Consider the following 23,183-nt stretch of genomic DNA (forward strand, 5'->3'; position numbering starts at 1 on the left):
CTTACTTAGCGTATTTAGACTTCGTCGCCCAAGTGGTCGCTTTTGCTGGACGCTTAGCGCCTTGGCTTGTGGGCGCTTGCCCTTTTGCCGCTTGGCCCGAAGCCTTAGCTGGAGACTTTGGTTTCTGCCCTACTGGCTTAGTACTGCCTTTATCCGCTTTAGCACTGCCTTTATCCGATTTAGTGTTACCTTTACGGTCTTCAAACTGATCGGCAGAAAAACGAGTCATGGCTTTTTGGCCGCTTTGTTCTTTCGCTTTAGCCGATGGCTTTTGGCCCCACTTCACTTTAGTTTGCTCGTTACGCGTTTCGGGTGGTACCAAATGATTTGGACCATTACCAATTAACGACTCTTTACCCATAGCAACTAAGGCTTCACGGATCATCGGCCAGCCCATTGGGTCGTGGTAACGCAACAAGAATTTATGCAATTTACGCTGACGACCTTTTTTAGGCACTGTCACTTGTTCACTATCATGCTTAATGTTTTTCAGTGAGTTAAGTTCGGTATGATAAATCGTGGTCGCATTTGCCATCGGAGATGGATAAAAGTTTTGCACCTGGTCGAGCTTAAATTTCTGCCCTTTTAACCATAATGCCAAATTAACCATGTCTTCATCGGTAGTACCAGGATGCGCCGAAATAAAGTACGGAATTAAAAACTGTTCTTTACCCGCTTCTTTAGAAAACTTATCAAACAGTTCTTTAAACTTGTCATAGGTTCCCATACCTGGCTTCATCATTTTACTGAGCGGGCCTTCTTCGGTATGTTCAGGAGCAATTTTTAAATAACCACCCACATGATGTTTAGCTAACTCTCTAATATATTCAGGGTTTTCGATCGCCAAATCGTAACGAACACCCGAAGCAATTAACACCTTTTTAATACCAGGTACTTCACGCGCCGCTTTGTATAAGTCGATGGTGTGTTTATGGTCGGTGCCTAAATGGCCGCAAATAGACGGGAACACACATGATAAACGTCGACAGGTTTTCTCCGCTTTCTCACTGGTACAACCTAAACGGTACATGTTCGCCGTTGGGCCACCCAAGTCAGAAATAACGCCGGTAAAGCCTGGCACTTTTTCTTGAATATCTTTAATTTCTTTGATGATCGACTCTTTCGAGCGACTTTGAATAATGCGTCCTTCATGCTCGGTAATCGAACAGAATGAACAACCACCAAAACAACCACGCATGATATTGATTGACGTCTTAATCATGTCGTAGGCAGGAATTTTTTCTTTGCCGTACACAGGGTGCGGGATACGTTGATAAGGTAAATCGAATACGGCATCCATTTCGTCGGTGTTTAATGGCCACGCAGGTGGATTTACCCATACACCACGGTTGGCATCATGTGGCTGAAACAGCGCACGAGCACAGCCAGGGTTTTGCTCTTGGTGCAAAATACGCGAGGCATGGGCATACAAATACTTGTCTTCGCTGACCTTGTTATAGGCAGGAAGCAGTACATAGGTTTTTTCCCATGGCTTTGGACGAGGCGGTTGAACGCTAATGGCTTTAGGTGCCTCGTTATCAAAAATCTTTTCGTCTGTTGGACCTGACAAATTACTGCAACCAACATCATCTGCACCATATGGGCTAGGTAATGGCTCAATTTTATGTAATTGGTCAATTTTGCGTGAATCCATGCCACGCCAACCGGGCATAGGTTCTTTACGCATTGTTGCGGTACCACGAACATCGTCGATATCGCCAATGGCCTCACCCGCAGCAATACGGCGTGCAACTTCCATTAATGGTCGTTCAGCATTGCCGTAAATTAAAATATCGGCTTTGGCGTCAAAAATTACACTGCGACGCACTTTATCTGACCAATAATCATAATGGGCAATACGGCGTAGGCTGGCTTCAATGCCACCGATAACAACGGGTACGTCTTTAAAGGCTTCTTTACAACGCTGGGTATACACGGTCACGGCACGATCGGGGCGTTTGCCGCCAATATCACCAGCAGTGTAAGCATCATCATGACGTAACTTACGGTCAGCGGTGTAACGGTTAATCATCGAATCCATGTTGCCAGCGGTTACCCCAAAAAATAGATTTGGGCGACCTAGCTGCATAAAGTCTTCTTTGTTTGACCAATCAGGCTGCGAAATAATACCCACACGGTAACCTTGGGCTTCTAACATTCGCCCAATCACCGCCATACCAAAACTTGGGTGATCAACATACGCGTCGCCAGTCACGATAATAATATCGCAACTATCCCAACCTAAAATATCCATTTCTTTACGAGACATGGGTAAAAAAGGTGCTGTTCCGTAGCATTCAGCCCAAAACTTTGGATAATTAAATAACGTTGACTCAACTTGCATGTATATGACCTACATAAATGGGGAAAACCAGCCTAGCTGATCCGATGACAACATCAGCCTACGGCTGAATTTAACGGACGCGGAGTATAGCAGTAGAGCGACACTAAGTGTGACTAAAAAAACACCAAAAGTGAAATATTTTTATCCTTTTATAACCTTGTAAAACACGTGGGAATATTGCTATTCCCTTATGCTTTCAATGTTATAACCCAATAAAGAAGCCAATATTAGCAACCGCTAAGATTAATAGTACTATCCAAGTGGTTAATACACCCCAAAAACGGCCGAAGTGATGGCCGCCTTGACCTTGGTTTAATCCAATAGCATGTAATAAACGCGCCACAATCCAAGCTGTGCCCAAACAGTGTATCAAGTAAACCGGCATGCCATTCAATTCAGCCAGCGCTAACAAAATGAGTACTATGGGTGCATTTTCAATTAAATTGCCATGAGCTCTGATCGCAATGGATAATCCTTGATGGCCACCATCACCAATACCTATTTTATTCACTCGACGAAATTTAACCACTTTGTAAGATAATGCTAAAACCAACAACGCTGTTAGGCCCGCATATAAACCCGATATCATCAATGTCATGTGTTATTCCTTAAGTCGTCTATATTATTGTTATTATACTAATCTTTGATTTGTTGATGTTATCACTACATTTTGAATCAGTTTGGCTGTAAACACACGCCTTAATCGGTTAATATTCGCGCCAAAATAAACTCAATACCTTAACAAGAGTGACTACTGCCCAGTGGATAATCAGGATTTTTTAGAAAAACGTAGATTTATCATTAAACTAGGTAAGTACCTGCACAAATTTGGTACTCCTGCGTATCGCTTAGAATCCCACTTGCAAACGGTATGTAATACCCTTGGTATTGAAGGATATTTTTTAATATCGCCCACATCGATGACATTTGTACTCCAACATGACACTGAGCAAGAATACAATCACGTTGCACGCGTTAAACCTGGCGACTTAGATTTAGGCTCGTTAGCACGTACCTTTGAATTGGTTGAAGAGCTTAGTTCTGGGCAGCGAACCTTGCAAGAAGCATTAGAACGCTTAGAAGAAATCGCCAATAAACCCAATCCTTATGGCCATAAACTGACGCTGTTAGCTTTTGGATCCAGTGCGGGGGCTTTCGCCATGTTAATGGGTACCGGTTGGCATGACGTTTTTTGGTCAGCTATTTTTGGTTTACTGGTATACAGCTTAGTTTTTTGGGCTGAACGCTCAAAACGTATCGCAGAGATGCTCGAACCCATGGCGGCGGTAGTTTGCGCTATCTTAGCGTCAGGGATTGCGCAATTAGACCCGAGTATCAATTTACCCGTAACCATTTTATCGGGGATTATTATTTTTGTTCCCGGTCTTGCACTCACTCTCGGCTTAGCGGAACTTGCCGCCCGCGATTTAATCTCCGGTACGGCACGTATCATGGATGCTGTGATGCAGTTATTTAAACTGTATTTTGGTGCTGTGCTTGGCATGACCATTGGTAAAGCCATCTTTGGTGAAACTATCTATGTAGAACCTATACCGTTGCCTCGTTGGGCGATTTGGTCTGCGGTGCCGTTATTGTCGATGTCGTTGGTTATTATCTTTAAAGCACGCTTAAAAGATTCCCCTTGGGGCATATTTGCCGGCATTGTGGCATTTTTCTCTGCCATGTTAGGCGGGATTTATTTAGGTGAGTCTATTGGTATTTTTGTCGGTGCACTAGCCGTGGGCATCTATTCAAATCTGTATGCGCGCTGGATGAAGGCGCCAGTGTCGATTGCGTTACTGCAAGGCATCGTTATTCTGGTCCCTGGTAGCAAAACCTATATTGGTCTCAATGCATTAATTTCGGGCGAAACCATGCTCAATCAAGCCCATTTAGGCTCACAAATATTCTTAATTTTTATGTCCTTAATCGCTGGGCTTATTTTTGCTAACGTTATCGTGCCCCCTCGCCGTTCGTTATAAATCTTACAAGTTAACATTACCTTCCTATCGGTATTAAAGGGCAGCTATAAATGCTGCCCTTATTTTTTAGCAACCCAAATACCCACATGATTTAAATGGATTAATGAAATATTTATTCAAGCTAAATGCTTGACTATTATGTTATTCAGGTATGATATGAAACAAAGAGGCAACATAAAAAGTTCATATTGAAAACAATAGTTCTATTCTTACTGGCCTCTCAAAAACATAACAATAAAAATAAGGACGAAGCTATGCCAATCATATTTATGGCAGTATTTTTTTTCGTCATCCTGCTTTCTTCGTCTGCTGTTCAAGCAACTATTGCTGACAGTGAAGCACAGTTAAAAGCCAACGATGACTCTGTCACCACGCCCTCTAGTCCGTCGACAACGAATAAACATGATGTCGAAAAAGTCGCCAACATTGTAGTCGTTAGTCATCCTATTTTTGATGAGTCAGCTCCGGATGCTATTTTCCTTCATCGTTGGGCAAACTATCTGCATATCAATACCAAAGAGTCGACTATTCTCAATAGCTTAAGCTTTGAAAAAGGTGAAAAAATTACTCAGAAAGATCTTCAAGAAGCGCAGCGATTATTGCGCTACGAACCTTACATTCGTGATGCTGATATCAACATTGCCAGAAAAGATCCACTCGCCGACGACAACGTTGAAGACGTGGTATTAGTCGAAACGTGGGATAACTGGTCATTACTGCCAACGGTCAGTTTGAGTAAAAATGGCGGCGACACTAAATACTCGTTTGGCATGAAGGAAGATAACTTACTGGGATTAGGGGTTAAAACTAAAATAAAATACCAGTCAAGTGCCGACCGCACCGGGTATAAGTTTGCCTTTGATGCTCCAGTAAGATGGATTAAACACGGTAATGTGTCGGTCGATTTTTACGACAACAGTGACGGCCAAGCGTCTGCTATCGCCTTTAATAAGCCCTTTTATACTCTTGATACTCAGAACATGTACGCCCTGTCATGGTTAACGGATACCCGCATCGACACCATAAGACAAAATGGCCAAGACATTAACGAATTTGAACATGTTATCGATTATGCTAACGTCGGATTTGGTTGGTTAGTCGATAAAACGCCAGATCAATTGCACCGTATTAGCCTAGGGATAACCCAAGACCAACATCAATTCAATAACATAGACGATTACCCCATTTCACCGTTACCTTTTGATCGTGAGTTTGTTTACCCTTGGATCAGCTACGAATACCTGCAAGACCAATACACAGTGCTGAACAATATCCACCTGATTAATAATAACGAAGACTTTAACTTAGGTTGGCACCACACTGTAAGTTTAGGATTGGAAACCAATGACGTTGCCGACAATGCTGCTGTGGGTTATCACGTAACGGCTTCAAGCAGTCGCGGTTGGCAGGAAGACAATCAATTATTGCTAATGACCGTTAATGCTCGAACGGATATTCAAACCGGCCAACAAGACTTTTATAATGTCGGTTTAGCCGCTGAATTCTTCCACCAAATCAGCCCTAAGTGGACGGCCTACTCCAAGGCGCGTATCGCAACCTCACACAATAACTATCTTGATCAAACGTTTGCCCTTGGCGACGAAACAGGTGTACGGGGATATCCCAACGACTACCAACATGGTGACAATCAATGGTTGCTCACGAGTGAAATCCGATACTATCCAAACATCAATTTATATCAATTGGCCGAGTTAGGTTGGGCTGTATTTGCCGATATAGGTCAAGCAAGCGGTGGTCCAGACGAGCAAAACGAAGTTGATGGCCCTATTGGTAGTATTGGTATTGGCGCACGGATTTACTCTTCTAAATCCAGTTACGGTAACGTAGCCCATGTTGATATTGCCGTCCCGATCACTACGGGCAACGACATCAACGCTTGGGAGTTCAGATTTCAGGTAAAAGACCATTTTTAATTAGGCAGACTGTTTGGTTACGATATACATTCGCAAGGCCGTCAGCACTAAATGCTTGAGGTTTTGCCATGTAGACTTGGTAACATCTTTACTGATTGAAGTTGTTAGTGATTTTAGCATTAGCGGAATTGACAATATTGGCATTCATTCTATCTAACTTGGTGACCGATAATAGTCTCAACTGATGGCCACAAAGCCAGCTTTTAACCCTCGGTCAAATAGCAAAAAAGGGCGTAAACAATAAATTGTTTACGCCCTTTTTTTAATTCAGCAAGACGTTAATACAACCCCACTAATAATTCGACATTAAAAGTGATGCGATACCTGCAACACCACCTCTCTCGGTGCGCCGGGGAAATGACCATTACGCTCAGAGAATCCGCTCACAGCATATTCTTTATCAAACAGGTTTTTCACATTTAGCTGAAACTGGGTATCTTGCCACGTAGTTGTCCAGCTCATATCAAAAACGGTATAGGGTTTAACACGCTGCGCATCTGCACTCATTTGCTCACTGACATAATCTGCACCCAGTGCAATAGCAGAATTCAAACTGTCAATATCATAACGCGTCCACAAACCCGCTTGATGACGCGGCGCATTAACAAACTTGCTGCCATCGGCATAGGTATCGCCAATATCGCCTTGAGTAACACGAGTATCGTTATAGGCGTAATTAGCCATGACAGTCCAATTAGGTGTTATATCTCCCACCAACGTAAACTCAAGTCCTTTACTTTCAACTTCACCTAAGCTTACTAACGCAGGGATTCCGTCATCATTGCCCGTGTCAGCAGGATTATTCATGGCGACATCTTTTTTATTAATTTGATACACAGCTAACGTGGTCATCATGCTGCCATTAAACCACTGATTTTTTATCCCTAGTTCAACTTGTTCACCCATTTCAGGTTCTAAGCTACTGTCTTCACTCGCCGTTTCTTGATCGCCAAGCGAGGTCGGATTAAAACTTTCTGCATAATTAACATAAAATGATGTATCGGTGGAGTATTTATAAACAATACCACCACGCGGTGATACATGATTATCACTAAACTCAAATCCAGTTTCTTTATCAAAATCGTTAAAATGATCGTAACGTAGCCCCACCAATAACAACCATTTCTCGCTTAAACTGATTTGATCTTGAACATATAAACCCGCGCGTTCGGTTTTAGTGCCATCACGATCTTGATCTTGTAAGTTATAAGTCGAAGGATCAGTTTCACCGTAATTAAGATCAAAAATGTTTAGATTAGCGACACCATCAGCCTCATAACGGGCACGCCAATAATCATAATCGCTGTTTACGTGATGGTAATCTGCTCCAAATAATAAGGTTTGCTCAATACCAGTATCTAATCGATATACAAAATCTGAAGTCACACTGACTTCTTGGTTAGCGCGATACTGTTTACGATATTCGCGTTTAATGGTTTTATCATCAATATTGGCTTCGCCATCACCATTAACGTCAACCCAACTTTGTGATTCGTGATATCCCTGAACACGCTCGTTATCAAGGTAACGCACTGTGGTATTAACACTTAACTCATCGCTAAAATGATGCTGTAAGTCAGCTTGTAATATTGTTGCTTCAAGGTTTTGATAGTCGGATTTTTCATTAGCGTTATAGCTTGGATCAACCAAAAAGTTACCATCATCGTCAACGGGAACGCCACGCAAACGATTACCACCTAAGTCTTGTTTGATATAATCAATCGTTGTTGTGAGTGTAGTGTCATCGTCAAGTTGAAATAATAATCCACCTGTTAACTCGGTATTTTCAGAGTCGGCATTATTTCGAAAACTGTCTTTTTGCTCATAAAAACCGCCTAAACGATAAGCAATTGAATCCGTTAAACCACCTTTAGAATCAATTGACCCGCCCATACGGTCGTTATCGCCTGTGGTTAATGTCACTTCAGTATCTTGGACAAAACTCGGCTTTTTGCTGACATAATTAATCATGCCGCCAGGCTCACCACCACCGTATATCGCAGCTGCTGGACCTTTTAACACTTCAACTCGTTCAATATTAAATAACTGTGGTACACCGAAACCAGAAAAAGGGTCGCCTCTTACACCGTCATAAAACACATTACTGTCATCACGAAAGCCACGAAAGGTCACCCCTGAATAACTATAAGTGCTCACACCCGCAATAGAGCGGTATAAATCGGTGATTTCGCGTGCTGCTTGGTCAACTATTAACTGTTCATTCAACACCTGCACCGATTGCGGTAAATCCATAATATCGGTTTCAACTTTGGCACCCACAGACGTAGAAGATTCACGATAAAAGGTTTGTGCCCGGCCCATTACGGTAATTTTCTCAATCAACTCTGTCGAGTCTAGGTCGGTCGTGTTCTCGTTCGCACTGACACTCAGTACAGGTAGCAGTAGACTTAACATCCCAATATTAATGACGTTCAAATGCATAACAGCTTACTCATCGGCAACAGTAAAATTTGGCCGCAATATAGCACCAAACACTAATGAAAACTATTCTCATCTGATAATTTTACATTTGTGCTTGTTTGTTAACGATAAAGTCAGTTTATGTTTAAAGGTTTTGTTGTTGAATGAGTATTTATTATCGACTAGATCAGGAAGAGCGAGGTGCACAGCTAACAATAGAGTAGAACACTCGTGTTAATAAATCATCCATTTGTAAATACTTAGCGTTCCGACGACGTTTACTGAACGGATGTAGTCAACTCCAACAGTAGATCGTCTGTCGCAAGTATTGGATAGTACTGAAGCTAAAACATAAAGAAACAATAACCAACATCAACTCGGGTTGACTATTATAGGTTACGACACCAATATTTTCGTACTAACGATAAAAAAAGGCCTCGCATTGCTGCGAGGCCTTTTTTATAAAGAGGTGAGTTGGCCGATAAGCCCTGTGTGACACAGATTAGTGATATAACTCTTTGAATCATGAGATTAGCACTCATCGGTGTGTTACACAATGTGTACCAATAAACCTAGGTTACTGGTTCACAACACATCCATCTACTGCTAGATAAATAATGCTGGGAATCATCATACTGCATATATTCGCAACGAGACCATTTTGATACTGAATCTTCCCCATGATTGCATGACTGCCTTAAAGGGTAGGCTTTACATACTTTAATCTTGGGGTATTCCCCATTGGGTACAATGTCGATTTTAGGATCTAGCACCTTTCGTGTATCCATTAACTCTTTTAAAGCTCTAAGCCTACCACTTTCAGCTCTACACCATTTTGCTCTGGCTTCTTTTGCATCAATATCAGCAATAAAACCTTCTATCTTCATTGCGATTTCAGAGTCTAACTTAGATGTTTTAAATGCTGTATTTAGAGAACCATAAGCTCTAAATTTTATAGTCGGATATTCATCTTTAATCTGTTTGAATATATCCTTCTTCTTTTGCTTAACTTCCTCTTCAGTTTTTCTGGCCTCATCCCATAACGGTACAATTAAATTAAAATTCTCATTATCCATAATAAGCTCTTTATTGTGAAAGATATGTTTACATTGAAAGCTTCAGCGCGTGGTCAACGTTACTGAGCAAATATAAAGTGCCTACCGTTTTAAAGATACTCAAATATCAAAATATCTAAGTGACACAATAACATTATGTAACCTAGGGAAGTCTTTAAAAATAACAATATCGCTTTACTTACTCAAATCACTCCACTAGACTTAATTGTGTAACTTAGCTGAGCCAGTAAAATAGAGGGTTTACAATGAATGAAGTCAATGCAATAAAATCTAAAGCTGACCTTGAACGGGTTGAGACTTTCATCACTAAACACTATTCAGAAGTGATAAGCGATGCTTGGCGGTTTGGTTTACAAGTTTCGTTGAGGGTATCTGATTTATTGGCGATTGAGTTTAGCGACATTAAAAATGACATGCTGACCGTTAAGGCACAGAAAACCAATAAATCAATTCAAATCAGATTAAATGGTAAAGCACTAGATATTGTTAAACGTAGAAAGACCTACGGAAATAAATACTTATTTCAATCCACCAGCAACAGAGCTAAATCGACTAACAAGCCCATAACACGCCAAACACTGAGTAAGGCATTGCAAGATGCTTCAAGTATTATTGATACCGTAATAAACACTCATTCTATGCGTAAAACATGGGGTTATTTTCAATATCGCAATACTAACAATATCGCTTTAGTGCAAAAGGCCTTACAGCATAGCTCAACCGCCCACACACTAAGATACATAGGTATTGACCAAGATGAGTTAAACGATGCCTATACGTGCCTTGAACTGTAATTAAAAGCACCTCATAGCCATTTAAAGCGACTTTTAAATGTTTTAACACAAAGGGAGGGGGGAGCGGTTTGTTAAGCTTAAATCGCGTCCTATTGCCTATTCGCGGACTTGTTGTTGATAGCGAAGCGTCTTATTTTTTCTTTGCCATAAACTGCAGGTAAATTGTGTAATTTATGCTTTCTAATTGTTGAACACCAGCGCACTCTATTCTCCTCAGTCCATGACCGTTGATTATAATGTAATTCTATTTTTATTTTAGTCCTTTCAATTGCATTATTTAACTTTACCTTGTCCAACTTATCTGTTGAAAACAATTGAAACATTGGAACCATTTGACCGTTGTATCGGTACACTCTTATCCACCAAATTAAAGTTATTTGAGGAAATTGACCAAGAACTTTTTTACGAATCTTGGTAAAGGCTTCTAATGTATACTCTGGTTCCATATCCTCATCAAACACAAATGTGGTTTGATATGCTGGCTGATAAGTCTCCATTGCTGCAATCACCTTCCGTTTAGTCTTATCAGTTGATGACTCACTCACAGATTAATCCCCTCTACCAATAATTAATATATAGACTCCGTCTAACCTTCATATCTCTTTCCTATACTACATCGTACATTAGCAATAAAACACTAATAATCCCGAGGCAAAAAACAGACCTCTAGCCCACGCTATACAATGAAAGAAGCCATCTATAACCAACCAATTAAAAAGTTAAAACCCTCACATACAATCGGATAGTGTGACGGCGAAAATAAAAGTAGATAAATAAACAATAATGATAAAAACTTACTGAGGAGTCACCTTCCAATTTCCCCCGACATCTTCAATATCATAGACATACTGGTAACCATTACATGAAAGTGTTATGCCGAACCCTGTAAGCACTTTATCTACTGAATCACATTTGTAACCTGCTGATTGTACGATTGCTTTAGCTTCTCGCTCATGTTGAATATTTCGCTCATTATCAGTTACATTAGGCGGACTATTCACTTTACTTTTTTCACTAGGCGATAATATAAAAGCAATAAAAATCAAGCCTATAAATAGACCCCACCCCAAGTTCACTTGGTTTTTGCTAGGCATGCCGTCATTACCATTAGGAGCACTCCGAGTATCACTTCCATTTTGTTTCTTATCATCGGTATTTATTGAGTGATTAGCAGCAGATACAACTTTCCTAGCAGAGACAAAGCCATCATATAGCTTCGAATAATGCTTAATATCTAACTTAGCATTAGCTAACTTACCTGTCACAAGTTCAATTTCGATATAGACATCATTTTTAATTTGTTCTTTTCGAGTTATTGACTCAAATTCTGAAAACTTCACTATTCGGGATAAATTAAAACCTCCAGAGAATGAAATATTATCTTTACCAATTAACCAAACACCAGTTTCTAGATCACCGCTTAATATTTCAATTCGCTCAAACATATTAAAATCATCCTATTAATAATGAATCAATTCAATCGCCAACTTTAACGATGTTAAACCTATACTGTGAGTATATCTATCCGTAATAGAGCCTTGTTTTGAATGCCCGACAAGCTGCTGTGTTGTGGATGGATTCACCCCTTTTGACTGCAAGGTAGTAATAACTCTATGGCGTATTGAATACAGGGAAAGTATATCATTATTTTCATCTACATCAGGAAGTTGCAATACTCTCTTAATCCTTTGATAGTAGCTCGTTAGCGCTCTAGCCCCTTGTTCAAACAATCTATCATCTGAATCCCCTACAAACGCTAAAAACTCTTGTTCAAGTAACTTGGAGTGGACTGGGATTTTACGTATTGCCGCTTTTGTTTTGACGGAACCAGCATCTGGGGTGATGTGAAAATAGAGAATTTCTGTTTCGCTGTCGTACTTAATATCTTGTTGACGTAATTGCATGATTTCACCATTACGCATTCCAGTATAAGCCATTATCAGTAGAGGCCATTTTTTATAGTCTTCTGTCTGCGTACAAGCATGCTCAACAATAGACTGCATTTCAGTATGACTAAATGCCCCACGCCTTGTATTGCTGGATAGGTTAATTAACATTCCCTCAGTGGGTGATTTATCAATCTCTCTTTTGAGTTTTAGAAACTTATAAAGCCCTTGCAATAGCTTCTTAAGCTCCTTAACTGTTTTGACTGATACTATGTCATCTTCATCAATATCACCCGACTGAACAAGTTCTATGCACTCTGGTACGCTTAAACGGTTGTAGGGTTTCTTGTTTCGTGAAGGCATCTGCATGGCAATGCTAAATGCGTCATCTAAAACATGAGAATCTATGTCGTTAATTGGCATATCACCAATTAGCGCTAATAATGTATCAGCATTACGTTTATTAGTACTTAGTTGTTTTTCATCCCAACGGTCTTTACCATTCTGCTTAGAATTAATGAATTGATTAAAACAATTTGACAGTAATGGCGAGGTTTCTTTGACAGATAAGATTGGCTGGCTAGTAATGTGTGCTGGTGGAATTAACTTGTCACCGCATAACCTTTCAGCATAAAGCTCTAAGCTTTTAATTTGTTTTTCAGCTTCTGGATAATCAAAGGCTTCAATTTTATCACGTATGCTACTTGCAATATCATAGACTCGAGTTACGGACTCTAATACATTGTGAAACTCTGGCTTAGCCGGATTGAATATTGTGCGGACAATATTGTAAGCAGTATTTTTTGGATCTACTTCTAATGGGAATAGACAATCTAAAGCATGTTTGCTTGGTTGGTTATAATATTCCGCCTGTAAATACCCTTCCCAGTAATCTGGTTCAATATCTTCAGGGCATTCGATATCATCACATATAGAATTCCACTTTTTTATGTATAACATAGCTTCATTTGATGTGGGATACATTGCTGCATTGGCACGCTCACGAATGTTAGAAACCATGGTTCGAATTACTTGATTCAGTGCTGATATACGATCAACAAGGTCTTCTCCAGAGGGCAATTCCATTTGATTTTTCATTTTCCTGATAGATGGCAACATCTTACCGACTAGAAACTTAGCCTGTCTAGCACTATCAGTTAAAAGAGACTGGCGGATGAACTTTTTATCGTTTAATCGAAAATTAAGATAGTAGATGCCATTTCTGACAATAGTATGAGGGATTTTTTGATAGTTCATGTGTGACACCTTATGTTACAGCGTCACACTGATTATATGGATAACTATTGAAGTATTGAGTTAGCCCCTTGAATTACAAGGGGCTTTCCCAATTGGTTGAGTTAGCCGATAAGCCGGGTCCTGTCGTGGACAGTTATTCATCTAGGCCTGCAATCGCTCACAGGCTCAAGCAACCTACCCGGTTCCAACGCGAGCAGCGCCATGCGGAACCCTATTTGGTCTTGCTTCGGGTAGAGTTTACCTTGCTACGGACTATTGCTAGCCGCACGGTGCGCTCTTACCGCACCCTTTCACCCTTACCATCTTAGCCGAAGCCAAAATGGCGGTTTCCTCTCTGTTGCACTTGTCGTCGGTTCACACCGCCCAGGCGTTACCTGGTACCCCGCTCTTTGAAGCCCGGACTTTCCTCCCCGTACTTGCGTACGCGGCAACTGTCTGGCCAACTCGGCGCGGATTATAGCCTAAGCAGCGCAACAAACCAATGCCAAAGCGAGCGGCTTTTTATAAATCCAGTTCTAAACCGTATTTATATAGGGCATTTTTCTTTAAACCATGAATTTGCCCTGCTATAGCGGCGGCTTTTTTAAGCGGCAACTCTTCACAAAGTAACTTTAGGGTAGCAACGGCAACCGCTGGAATACCTTCTTCATCAGATAATGTAAAGCCATGGCACATAATGACCATTTCGCCTTTTTGCTGATTATCATCAGCTTCAACCAGCGCTAATACCTCTGCAGCGGTGCCAGATAAGAAGGTTTCGAAGGTTTTAGTGACTTCACGTGCCATTACCACTTGCCTATCGGCGCCTAAAACGTCAACAATAGCGGCGAGGCTATAAAGAATACGGTGAGGAGATTCGTAAAATATCAAAGTACGAGGATCTTCTTTAAGAAATTCAAGTTTATCGATACGGGCTTTTTCTTTTGACGGTAAAAAACCTTCAAAACTAAAGCGATCAGACGGTAAGCCTGATGCACTTAAGGCTGTTATCGCTGCACATGCCCCAGGCAAAGGTACGACTCGATGGCCAGCTTGACGAACATGGTTAACTAAATGGTAGCCGGGGTCAGAAATTAACGGCGTCCCAGCGTCAGAAATGAGCGCGATTGATTTGCCTTCATTTAATTGTTCAACTATCCATTGTGCTCGGTCACGTTCATTGTGATCATGTAATGCCGTTTTACGGGTTTCAATACCAAAGTGACTTAGCAGCCTTCCGCTGTGGCGAGTGTCTTCACAGGCGATTAAATCAACCTGTTGCAGCACCTCTATTGCCCGAGCGCTGATGTCGCCAAAATTACCAATTGGGGTGGGAACAATATACAGCGCGACCATTTGGTCCATAATTACCTCGATAATGAATCTACCTGATACTTTCGCCAAGCGTAAGAGCAGGTTAAACTAGTGACAGCATCTTACCAGAGTGAAGCCAAGTGTTAATAAGACTGAATACTACAAAATTCGTGTGCGCGTTGATTTTCTCTGTATTGGTGGTCGGTTGTGCCACCAAAAAACAGCAGGATAATGTTGACGCTAGCGCATCGCTCGTTGCCGCTGAACATCCAGCTAAAATTTATTTGGCTGAGGCAACGAATAGCAGTTTACCAGAAAAGCGTGATCGTTATTTATTACTCGCCGCTCATGCTTATATCAATGATGGTAACTTTAATTCTGCCGCTAATGTATTAACGTCAATGCAGAAGTCGATGGTGAACGTTCCCTCGCTTCAAGCGGAGCATATTTACTTGCGCGCTCGCATTGTCGAAAAAACCAATAGCAGCCAAGCCGCATTAGATATTTTACAGTATCCACCACATTGGCAACTACCACGCTGGCAAATGGCAAGTTATCACCAATTTAAAGCCAAGCTGTACAAAAATACTCAACAGCCAATTGATCAGGTTAAGCAGTTAAGTCTATTAAGCAACTACTTACCAAAATCTGAAACCACAGCGATCAATAATGTTATTTGGAAGTTACTACAACCTTTATCCGAAGAAACTGTGCAGTCGTTTATGCGCGATCAATCGAATCCGATTTTTGCTGGTTGGTTACAATTAACCTTTATCGCTAAACATTACGCGGTTGAGCCGACGCAATTGGTGCGTTATTTAGGTGAGTGGCAGCGTAATAATCCGTATCATCCAGGCGCGGTTAAGTTACCTGCTGATTTAGAAAAAGCGCTTAATGCCAAACCGTTTAGACCGCAAAATATAGCGGTATTATTACCGTTAAGTGGCCCACGCGCTGTGGTTGCTGAACCTATTCGTCAAGGTCTTTTATCGAGCTATTTATCTGATTTTGATAGCAATGTCTCACTTAACTTTTATGATACTCAGCAAGGGGTTGCGGCCGCTTATCAACAAGCTGTAGCCAAAGGCGCAGAATTTGTCATTGGGCCATTGTTACCCAATGAAGTTGAAGAACTACAGAAAATTAACGATAAACAAAAGACCACAGTGCCACAGCTGTATTTGAACCAAACAGATACGTTTACGCCACAACCAAACCTGTTTTACTTTTCGTTGTCTCCAGCACAAGAAGCCAGTGACGCTGCACATAAGCTGTATAGCGATGGGGTAAAGTTGCCACTATTATTGGCCAGTAACGATCCGATTGGCAAACGTATGGCAGACAGCTTTAAGCAAACTTGGCAAACCTTAACCAGCAATGATGCCGAAGTGTATTTCTATGATGCTGGCGACCAAATGAAGGTAACAGTTCAAGAAGCATTAGGTGTGAAAGATAGCCAAGCGCGTATTAGCAGAATGCGTGATTTATTGGGTAGCCGCTTAGAATCAGATTTTCGTTCTCGCCAAGATATTGATGCGATTTACATGATTTCGGGTTCACAAGATTTAGCCCTGCTAAAACCCTTTTTAGACGTTAACTTTAGTGTGTTCTCTGAACCCGTAACCTTATATACCACTAGCCGTAGCCGTCTTGAAAGCGAGTCAGCGCAGTCGGCACAAGAGTTAAATAACTTGATCATTAGCGATGTACCTTGGCTAATGCAACCTAGCAGCGAAACACAGCTGGTTTCTGAGCTTTGGAGTGGTTGGAATAACAGCCAAAAACGCCTATATGCAATGGGTTTTGATGCCCTTGAATTGGTTAATCGTTTAGCGCAAATGCGCGCTTTCCCGGGATACCAATTTATTGGCCGCAGTGGTGCATTATCAGTGAAACCTAATGGAGTGATAGATCGTCAACTTTCTTGGGGAAAATATAGCCAAGGACAATTAACACCACTATGAACAGTGGACAATTAGCTGAGCAACGTGCGCGAACTTACCTTGAACAACAAGGTCTAACGTTTGTAGATGCTAATGTTCGATACCCATTTGGTGAAATAGATTTAATTATGCGCCAGCTAGATGTCTGGGTGTTTGTTGAAGTAAAATTTAGGTCGTCAAATCAGTTTGGTGGCGCCTTAAATGCGTTAACAAGTAAGCAAATCACCCGGATAAGATTAGCCGCTGAGCATTATTTACAACGACAAAAATTAAATCCACCTTGTCGCTTTGATGTCATTGCGATGAATATTGATGAAATAAACTGGCTACAAGGCTGTTTTTAAGCGGCAATTGATTACCATAACCTTGATTTATGGCATCATATAGTCAAATTACCGAGTCTAACTGATGAGCGACGATAAAAAAGCTGATCAGAGACATACGTAGACATAATTTAGCGTAAGGATTGTTGCATGTTAGAACGTATTAGAGATAGTTTCACCGAATCGATTCAGACTAAAATTGATGCTGCTGAAGCATTACCTGAGTCTATTGAAAAAGCTGCAGAGATGATGGTGCAATGTCTACTTGGCGGTAATAAAATTCTGTCATGTGGTAATGGCGGCAGTGCTGGCGATGCTCAACACTTCTCTGCTGAATTATTAAACCGTTATGAAATTGAACGTCCACCGCTGCCTGCTATTGCATTAAGCTGTGACACTTCAACGATTACTGCTATCGCCAACGATTATAGCTACGATGAAATCTTCTCGAAGCAGATTTTTGCACTGGGTCAACCAGGCGACATTTTATTGGCTATTTCAACCAGTGGTAACTCTGGCAACATTATTAAAGCCATGGAAGCAGCGTTAAGCCGCGACATGACTATTGTTGCACTAACCGGTAAAGATGGCGGCGCAATGGCGGGCTTGATGAGCGCAGGAGATGTCGAAATCCGCGTACCGTCAAATGTTACTGCACGTATTCAAGAAGTTCACTTACTGGTTATTCACTGTTTATGCGATAACATCGACCGCACCTTGTTCCCACAGGATGAACAAGCATGATAAAAAGGTTACTCATCATCTCAGTCCTGGCGATGCTGCAGGGGTGTGCTGGTGCAGTCATGGTTGGTGCCGTTAGCGGTGCCAAGATGGTTAATGATGAGCGCAGCATGGGCACTCAAATCAGCGATACTAATGCAGACTTTGTTATTGCTAGCGCGCTATCAAAACATGATGACCTTAATAATCAAACCAATATCGCCGCGGTTGTGATGAACAACAATGTATTGATGATAGGTCAAGCACCTAACTCAATGCTGCGTGATAAAGCGATTAAAGTGGTGCAAGATTTACAAATTGGCGGCAAAATACATAATCAAATTCGTATTGGCACGCCAACGTCATTTACCACTCGCAGCAACGACACTTGGGTAACAACCAAAGTCAAAGGCCGCATGTTAAATGAAAAATCGCTCGATATTACTCGAGTGAAAGTGATTACCGAAAACGGCGAAGTCTTCTTACTTGGGTTAATTGACCGCAAGCAAGCTGATTTGGCCGTTGATATCGCGCGAAATACTGCAGGCGTTCGCAAAGTGATTAAGGTTTTTGAATACACTGAATCTTAATCCTGCAGTACATTTTTATTATCGCGATTTAGAAATTCATCCTGCATTTTGCTCGATGAATTTTTTTTGGGATCTTTTGGCTTGTATCCACGGGATAATCAGCGACGGCAACACAATAAACCCAGCCCCAACCCAACTTAAACCATCAAGCCATTCATCAAAAAACAACCAACCAAAAAAGACACAAAATAATAGTCCTGTGTATTCAGCCACCACAATTTGACTGGCTTGTGCTTGGCGATAAGCCAACGCGCAAAACCACTGATACGCCAATAAAAACACATTACTCGACACCGCAATAGCCACTAAAGACCCACTGATTGCCTCTATGCCTTGCACCAATGCCATGACCAACACCAAAGGAATACTGAGTAAGTTATATAGCATTAACGTTACAACTGGGCTTTCTGTACTGGGGAGTTTGCGCAATGCCAACTGGTTTATCGCAAACATAAATGCAGAGATGAGTACTGCAATTCCAAACCAGTTAATTTCACTTGGTCGTAGCAAAATAATGATGCCCAGAAATCCCAAAATAGCTGCCAGCCAATGTGCAGCGGTGACGCTCTCTTTTAAAAATAGAAATCCCATTAATACAATCATTAATGGCGCCGAATAAAACAACGAGCTTACAGTGGCGATAGGTAGCGCAATTAACCCCATAATTAAGCATACAGCTCCAATAGCGCCAGTATTAGCTCGCACTAAGTGCACCTTTATATGGCGACTGATTGGTTTTTTAGCTGCAAACCACAATGGCAGTAACATTAATACTGATGTTAACTGCCTGATTAACAGAAATGTTGCAGCGCTACTGCCCTCTGGAAGCCATTTTATAGACACATCATACATAGCACTAAAAAGGTTACCGACAACTAATAACATCATGCCAATCGCTATTGTGGATTTCATTACACTTACAACCTTAGGACCAATAATTGGCTGCATCATATAGTTATCAATTAATAACGAATAATGATGTTTTTAATCCATTCATGAGTTAAATTCATACCTCATAAATTTCAATAAAATAAATTCATATTTGAGGTGTATATGCGCAAACTGCCGCCATTGCGGGCACTACAAATTTTTGAAGCGGCCGCAAGGCATGCTCACTTTTCTCGGGCGGCAACTGAACTGTGCATTACTCAAAGTGCGGTATCGCACCAAGTAAGACTGCTTGAAGCGCATTTTGGCGAACGATTATTTATCCGCGAAGGTAGGCAGCTCTGCTTAACCAGTAAAGGCAATGTGCTTTACCATGAACTGGAGCGAATATTTAATGAGTTGAATGATTTAAGCATGCAAATCACTGGCGATTGTAATGATCAGCTCCGCTTAGCGGTATACAGTTCATTTGCCATTAAGTGGCTGATTCCTCGCTTAAGCGATTTCCATCGCTTACATCCACAGATTAAAATTCGCCTGGATATGATCACCGATGACCCGCTGATGAGTGATAGTGTTGCTGATATGTTTATTACTGGTCAAAGTGGACAACCGGGTTATGTGCATCGCATGTTACACCAAGAGAGACTGATCCCAGTGATCTGCCCGGGGCTATTAAATACCGACCACTCGGCGCTGAGTGTATTACGGCAACATGCATTACTCACTGTAGATGAAGGGCCAATTGGCTTTGATTGGGAGCGTTGGTTAAAGGTTAACAGCATCAGCATAGCGGCTACGCAACAACAGCATGTATTTAGCCATGTGTTGTTAGCTATTGAAGCGGCAATTGCAGGTCAGGGGATCGCGCTGGCATCAGATTTTATGGTAGAACGGGATATTAGTAAGGGAGCATTAGTCGCACTTGATTTACCCGCTATGTTGACTGGATTTGAATTCAATTTTAGTTGTAAACAGCGACGTTTAAAGGAGCCCGCTATCGCTGCATTCGTGCAATGGTTAACCAAAAAATAAGCCAGCACGTTGCTGGCTTATAGATAACATTAGCTGAAATAATACTTACACAATAAGACCAATTTTTTCGTACACTTTTTTAATGGTGACTTCTGCACGAGCTTGAGCTTTTTCAGCACCTTCCGCCATCACTTGGCTTAGATATGCATTATCGGCGCGGTACTCTTTAAAGCGAGCTTGTAATGGCTCAAGCATTCCTACGACAGCTTCACCAGTAGCCACTTTTAAATGACCGTACATTTTGCCTTCAAACTCTGCTTCTAAAGACGCAATCGACTGACCAGTACAACCTGACATTAAGCTGAGTAGATTCGACACACCTGGCTTTTGTTCCATATCAAAACGCACTACTGGTGGCTCTTCGCTGTCGGTCATGGCTTTTTTCACTTTCTTTAAAATCGCTTTAGGATCTTCAAGTAAACCAATGACGTTATTACGATTATCGTCAGACTTAGACATTTTCTTAAGCGGGTCCTGCAATGACATGACCTTAGCGCCGTGTTCAGGAATAAACGGTTCTGGGATAGTAAACGTGTCGCCGTAAGCATTGTTAAAACGAGTTGCGATATCGCGGGTGAGTTCTAAATGTTGCTTTTGGTCTTGCCCAACAGGGATCTCATTGGCTTGATAAAGCAAAATATCTGCAGCCATTAGAACAGGATAACCGTATAAGCCAACGTTAATGTTATTGGCATGCTTTAACGATTTATCTTTAAACTGGGTCATGCGGTTTAACTCACCCATTTGGGTGTAACAGTTTAATACCCATCCGAGTTGAGTATGCTGCGGTACTTGCGACTGAATAAACACGGTGCTTTTTTTAGGGTCAACACCGCAAGCAAGGTATAACGCTAGCGTATCTAAACACGCTTCACGCAGTGCTTTAGGATCTTGGCGCACGGTAATGGCATGTAAATCAACAACACAATATAGGCAATCATGGCTATCTTGCATGGCAACCCATTGACGAAGTGCGCCCATATAATTACCTATGGTTAATTCGCCTGATGGCTGCGCACCGCTAAGAACTATGGGTTTGGTCATGTGTTTATTGCTCCAGATTATCTATATAAAATTCAAATTATTATGAAAGTAAGTATTGCTCTATATCAGCAAAGTTTTCGCATATTGCATGCGGGCTGCTAAGACCGATATCTTCGCCGTAGTTGTATCCGTAGGTCAAGCCAATAGACATAACATTCGCAGCTTTAGCCGCTAAAATATCATTCTTTGAATCACCTATCATCAGTAATTGCGATTCATCCAACTGCCATTGTTTAAGCAAATGTTGTAATGGCATTGGGTCTGGCTTCATTTTGGCCAATGAATCACCACCGAGAACTTCAGAAAATAGGTCATCAAGACCAAAAGCTGTTAGTAACGGCACTGTAAAACGATATGGTTTATTGGTAACGATAGCCAGTTTAAAACCTGCTTGTTTTAACTGCTGTAACGTGTCGACAACTCCCGGATATAAACGACTATGTTTTTGTAAGTGTTCACCATAATGATGCATAAATTGCGGCATAATTTGCTCAAGTATTACCTGCAGACTAGGAGCATCTTCTGGCATAGCAGACACATAACTTAACGCACGTTGCATTAATACTTGAGCACCATTACCTACCCAGCTGCGAACCAATGCTTCAGTCACTGGTTGGTATTGGTTCTGTGCTAATGTGGCGTTTGTGGCCGCTGCCAAATCAGGCACACTGTCGATTAACGTACCATCTAAATCAAAAGCGATTGCGCGAATATTTGACCATTGCATCATGTAAAGTCCCACTGGATATGGATAAAGAAATTATGATATCGAAGCGAGTTCGGCACGCATTTGATCAATCACCACTTTATAATCAGGTTGATTGAAAATTGCCGAACCAGCTACAAACATATCTGCACCCGCGGCCGCTATTTCAGCAATATTATCGACCTTAACGCCACCATCCACTTGTAAGCGAATATCAAAACCACTGGCATCAATAAGCGCGCGAACTTGGCGAAGCTTTTCTAGCGTATGTGGAATAAATGACTGACCACCAAAACCAGGATTAACTGACATCAATAAAATAACATCGAGCTTGTCCATTACATGATCTAAATAATGCAGTGGTGTGCCAGGATTAAAGACTAATCCAGCCTTACAGCCAGATTCTTTAATCAACTGCAGTGTGCGATCAACATGTTCTGAAGCTTCTGGATGAAAAGTGATAATTGAAGCACCGGCTTTGGCAAAATCAGGAATAATGCGATCAACGGGTTTAACCATTAAATGTACATCAATATCAGCGGTGATCCCGTAATTACGCAACGCCGTGCATACCATTGGGCCTATTGTTAAATTTGGTACATAGTGATTGTCCATAACGTCGAAATGAACAACATCTGAACCCGCATCTAATACGGCTTTAACATCGTCACCTAAACGGGCGAAATCAGCAGACAAAATCGATGGTGCAATTAAAAATGGGCGCATAATCTTCTCTATTGGCAGATCAAAGTGACGACATTTTACCCTTTGCAGCCGCAAGCCTCTAGTCTAACAAGGGAAATAACCACTATCCTCAATAGAATTTAGTTAAAAACTAGACCATAAGTCGGATTTACTATTTTTTATACAGAAACCAGTGTTCAATAACTAAGCTATTTTGCTATAATGTAAAAAGTTGTTATCTTAGTGGTCCAACTGAATATTTA

Annotated in this window: 20 protein-coding genes and 1 other RNA gene; 8 read left to right on the forward strand and 13 right to left on the reverse strand. The window is 41.3% G+C overall.

Annotation, left to right across the window (positions count from 1 at the left end):
• Position 1: 1 nt before the first annotated feature.
• Together CXF88_RS13160 and CXF88_RS13165 are read right to left on the reverse strand one after the other, a co-directional pair.
• Entirely contained in the window at positions 2 to 2,344 is a 2,343-nt protein-coding gene (locus tag CXF88_RS13160; protein ID WP_101087287.1) for a YgiQ family radical SAM protein, read from the reverse strand.
• 202 nt (positions 2,345 to 2,546) lie between these two features.
• The gene (locus CXF88_RS13165) at positions 2,547 to 2,942 is read right to left on the reverse strand and encodes an MAPEG family protein (protein WP_101087288.1); all 396 of its coding nucleotides are present in this window, start codon (positions 2,940 to 2,942) and stop codon (positions 2,547 to 2,549) included.
• Positions 2,943 to 3,105: 163 nt separating this feature from the next.
• Between CXF88_RS13165 and CXF88_RS13170 the strand changes: the two genes are divergently transcribed.
• Entirely contained in the window at positions 3,106 to 4,326 is a 1,221-nt protein-coding gene (locus CXF88_RS13170; protein WP_011635884.1) for a threonine/serine exporter family protein, read from the forward strand.
• Positions 4,327 to 4,580: 254 nt separating this feature from the next.
• The gene (locus CXF88_RS13175) at positions 4,581 to 6,260 is read left to right on the forward strand and encodes a ShlB/FhaC/HecB family hemolysin secretion/activation protein (protein ID WP_101087289.1); all 1,680 of its coding nucleotides are present in this window, start codon (positions 4,581 to 4,583) and stop codon (positions 6,258 to 6,260) included.
• A gap of 306 nt (positions 6,261 to 6,566) precedes the next feature.
• On the opposite strand, the gene CXF88_RS13180 is transcribed toward CXF88_RS13175, so the two are convergent.
• Together CXF88_RS13180 and CXF88_RS13185 are read right to left on the reverse strand one after the other, a co-directional pair.
• Complete coding sequence (locus CXF88_RS13180) at positions 6,567 to 8,702, reverse strand: TonB-dependent siderophore receptor (protein WP_101087290.1); 2,136 nt, start codon at positions 8,700 to 8,702, stop codon at positions 6,567 to 6,569.
• A gap of 551 nt (positions 8,703 to 9,253) precedes the next feature.
• Positions 9,254 to 9,757, reverse strand: coding sequence for a hypothetical protein (locus tag CXF88_RS13185; RefSeq protein ID WP_101087291.1), 504 nt, complete (start codon positions 9,755 to 9,757; stop codon positions 9,254 to 9,256).
• A gap of 245 nt (positions 9,758 to 10,002) precedes the next feature.
• On the opposite strand from CXF88_RS13185, the gene CXF88_RS13190 reads away from it, so the two are divergent.
• Positions 10,003 to 10,551: a tyrosine-type recombinase/integrase gene (locus tag CXF88_RS13190; RefSeq protein WP_101087292.1), complete on the forward strand. Its 549-nt coding sequence runs from the start codon at positions 10,003 to 10,005 to the stop codon at positions 10,549 to 10,551.
• An 89-nt stretch (positions 10,552 to 10,640) separates the two neighbouring features.
• On the opposite strand, the gene CXF88_RS13195 is transcribed toward CXF88_RS13190, so the two are convergent.
• From CXF88_RS13195 to rsmI, 5 genes are all read right to left on the reverse strand, one after another.
• A complete protein-coding gene (locus CXF88_RS13195; RefSeq protein WP_101087293.1) occupies positions 10,641 to 11,096 on the reverse strand; it encodes a hypothetical protein in 456 nt (151 codons plus the stop codon).
• Between the two features lie 249 nt (positions 11,097 to 11,345).
• A complete protein-coding gene (locus CXF88_RS13200; protein ID WP_101087294.1) occupies positions 11,346 to 11,996 on the reverse strand; it encodes a hypothetical protein in 651 nt (216 codons plus the stop codon).
• Positions 11,997 to 12,011: 15 nt separating this feature from the next.
• The gene (locus CXF88_RS13205; protein WP_101087295.1) at positions 12,012 to 13,694 is read right to left on the reverse strand and encodes a tyrosine-type recombinase/integrase; all 1,683 of its coding nucleotides are present in this window, start codon (positions 13,692 to 13,694) and stop codon (positions 12,012 to 12,014) included.
• A 93-nt stretch (positions 13,695 to 13,787) separates the two neighbouring features.
• Positions 13,788 to 14,141: RNase P RNA component class A (gene rnpB / locus CXF88_RS13210), an RNA gene on the reverse strand.
• 54 nt (positions 14,142 to 14,195) lie between these two features.
• Positions 14,196 to 15,038: a 16S rRNA (cytidine(1402)-2'-O)-methyltransferase gene (gene rsmI, locus CXF88_RS13215; protein ID WP_011635880.1), complete on the reverse strand. Its 843-nt coding sequence runs from the start codon at positions 15,036 to 15,038 to the stop codon at positions 14,196 to 14,198.
• A gap of 89 nt (positions 15,039 to 15,127) precedes the next feature.
• Here rsmI and CXF88_RS13220 point away from each other — a divergent pair, with 89 nt between their 5' ends.
• The 4 genes from CXF88_RS13220 (at position 15,128) to CXF88_RS13235 (ending at position 18,563) form a co-directional block, all read left to right on the forward strand.
• Complete coding sequence (locus CXF88_RS13220; RefSeq protein ID WP_101087296.1) at positions 15,128 to 16,951, forward strand: penicillin-binding protein activator; 1,824 nt, start codon at positions 15,128 to 15,130, stop codon at positions 16,949 to 16,951.
• The gene (locus CXF88_RS13225) at positions 16,948 to 17,274 is read left to right on the forward strand and encodes a YraN family protein (RefSeq protein WP_101087297.1); all 327 of its coding nucleotides are present in this window, start codon (positions 16,948 to 16,950) and stop codon (positions 17,272 to 17,274) included. Before CXF88_RS13220 ends, CXF88_RS13225 begins: the two co-directional genes overlap by 4 nt.
• Positions 17,275 to 17,403: 129 nt before the next feature.
• On the forward strand, positions 17,404 to 17,997 hold the full coding sequence (locus CXF88_RS13230; protein WP_011635877.1) for a phosphoheptose isomerase: 594 nt from the start codon (positions 17,404 to 17,406) through the stop codon (positions 17,995 to 17,997).
• Complete coding sequence (locus CXF88_RS13235; protein WP_101087298.1) at positions 17,994 to 18,563, forward strand: BON domain-containing protein; 570 nt, start codon at positions 17,994 to 17,996, stop codon at positions 18,561 to 18,563. Before CXF88_RS13230 ends, CXF88_RS13235 begins: the two co-directional genes overlap by 4 nt.
• Positions 18,564 to 18,599: 36 nt before the next feature.
• On the opposite strand, the gene CXF88_RS13240 is transcribed toward CXF88_RS13235, so the two are convergent.
• The gene (locus tag CXF88_RS13240) at positions 18,600 to 19,475 is read right to left on the reverse strand and encodes a DMT family transporter (RefSeq protein ID WP_101087316.1); all 876 of its coding nucleotides are present in this window, start codon (positions 19,473 to 19,475) and stop codon (positions 18,600 to 18,602) included.
• Positions 19,476 to 19,616: 141 nt separating this feature from the next.
• Here CXF88_RS13240 and CXF88_RS13245 point away from each other — a divergent pair, with 141 nt between their 5' ends.
• Positions 19,617 to 20,486 (forward strand): LysR substrate-binding domain-containing protein, encoded by an 870-nt coding sequence (locus CXF88_RS13245; protein WP_101087299.1) that lies wholly within the window; start codon positions 19,617 to 19,619, stop codon positions 20,484 to 20,486.
• 45 nt (positions 20,487 to 20,531) lie between these two features.
• Here CXF88_RS13245 and trpS read toward each other — a convergent pair whose 3' ends face one another.
• Genes trpS through rpe form a run of 3 tightly spaced genes read right to left on the reverse strand, consistent with a single transcriptional unit; the run spans position 20,532 to position 22,962 of the window.
• Positions 20,532 to 21,530: a tryptophan--tRNA ligase gene (gene trpS / locus CXF88_RS13250; protein ID WP_101087300.1), complete on the reverse strand. Its 999-nt coding sequence runs from the start codon at positions 21,528 to 21,530 to the stop codon at positions 20,532 to 20,534.
• 40 nt (positions 21,531 to 21,570) lie between these two features.
• Entirely contained in the window at positions 21,571 to 22,260 is a 690-nt protein-coding gene (locus tag CXF88_RS13255) for a phosphoglycolate phosphatase (protein ID WP_101087301.1), read from the reverse strand.
• Between the two features lie 30 nt (positions 22,261 to 22,290).
• Positions 22,291 to 22,962, reverse strand: a complete 672-nt coding sequence (gene rpe / locus CXF88_RS13260) for a ribulose-phosphate 3-epimerase (RefSeq protein WP_101087302.1) — start codon at positions 22,960 to 22,962, stop codon at positions 22,291 to 22,293.
• Positions 22,963 to 23,183: the final 221 nt, after the last annotated feature.

Source organism: Shewanella sp. ALD9 (assembly GCF_002836315.1).
Classification (GTDB): Bacteria; Pseudomonadota; Gammaproteobacteria; order Enterobacterales; family Shewanellaceae; genus Shewanella.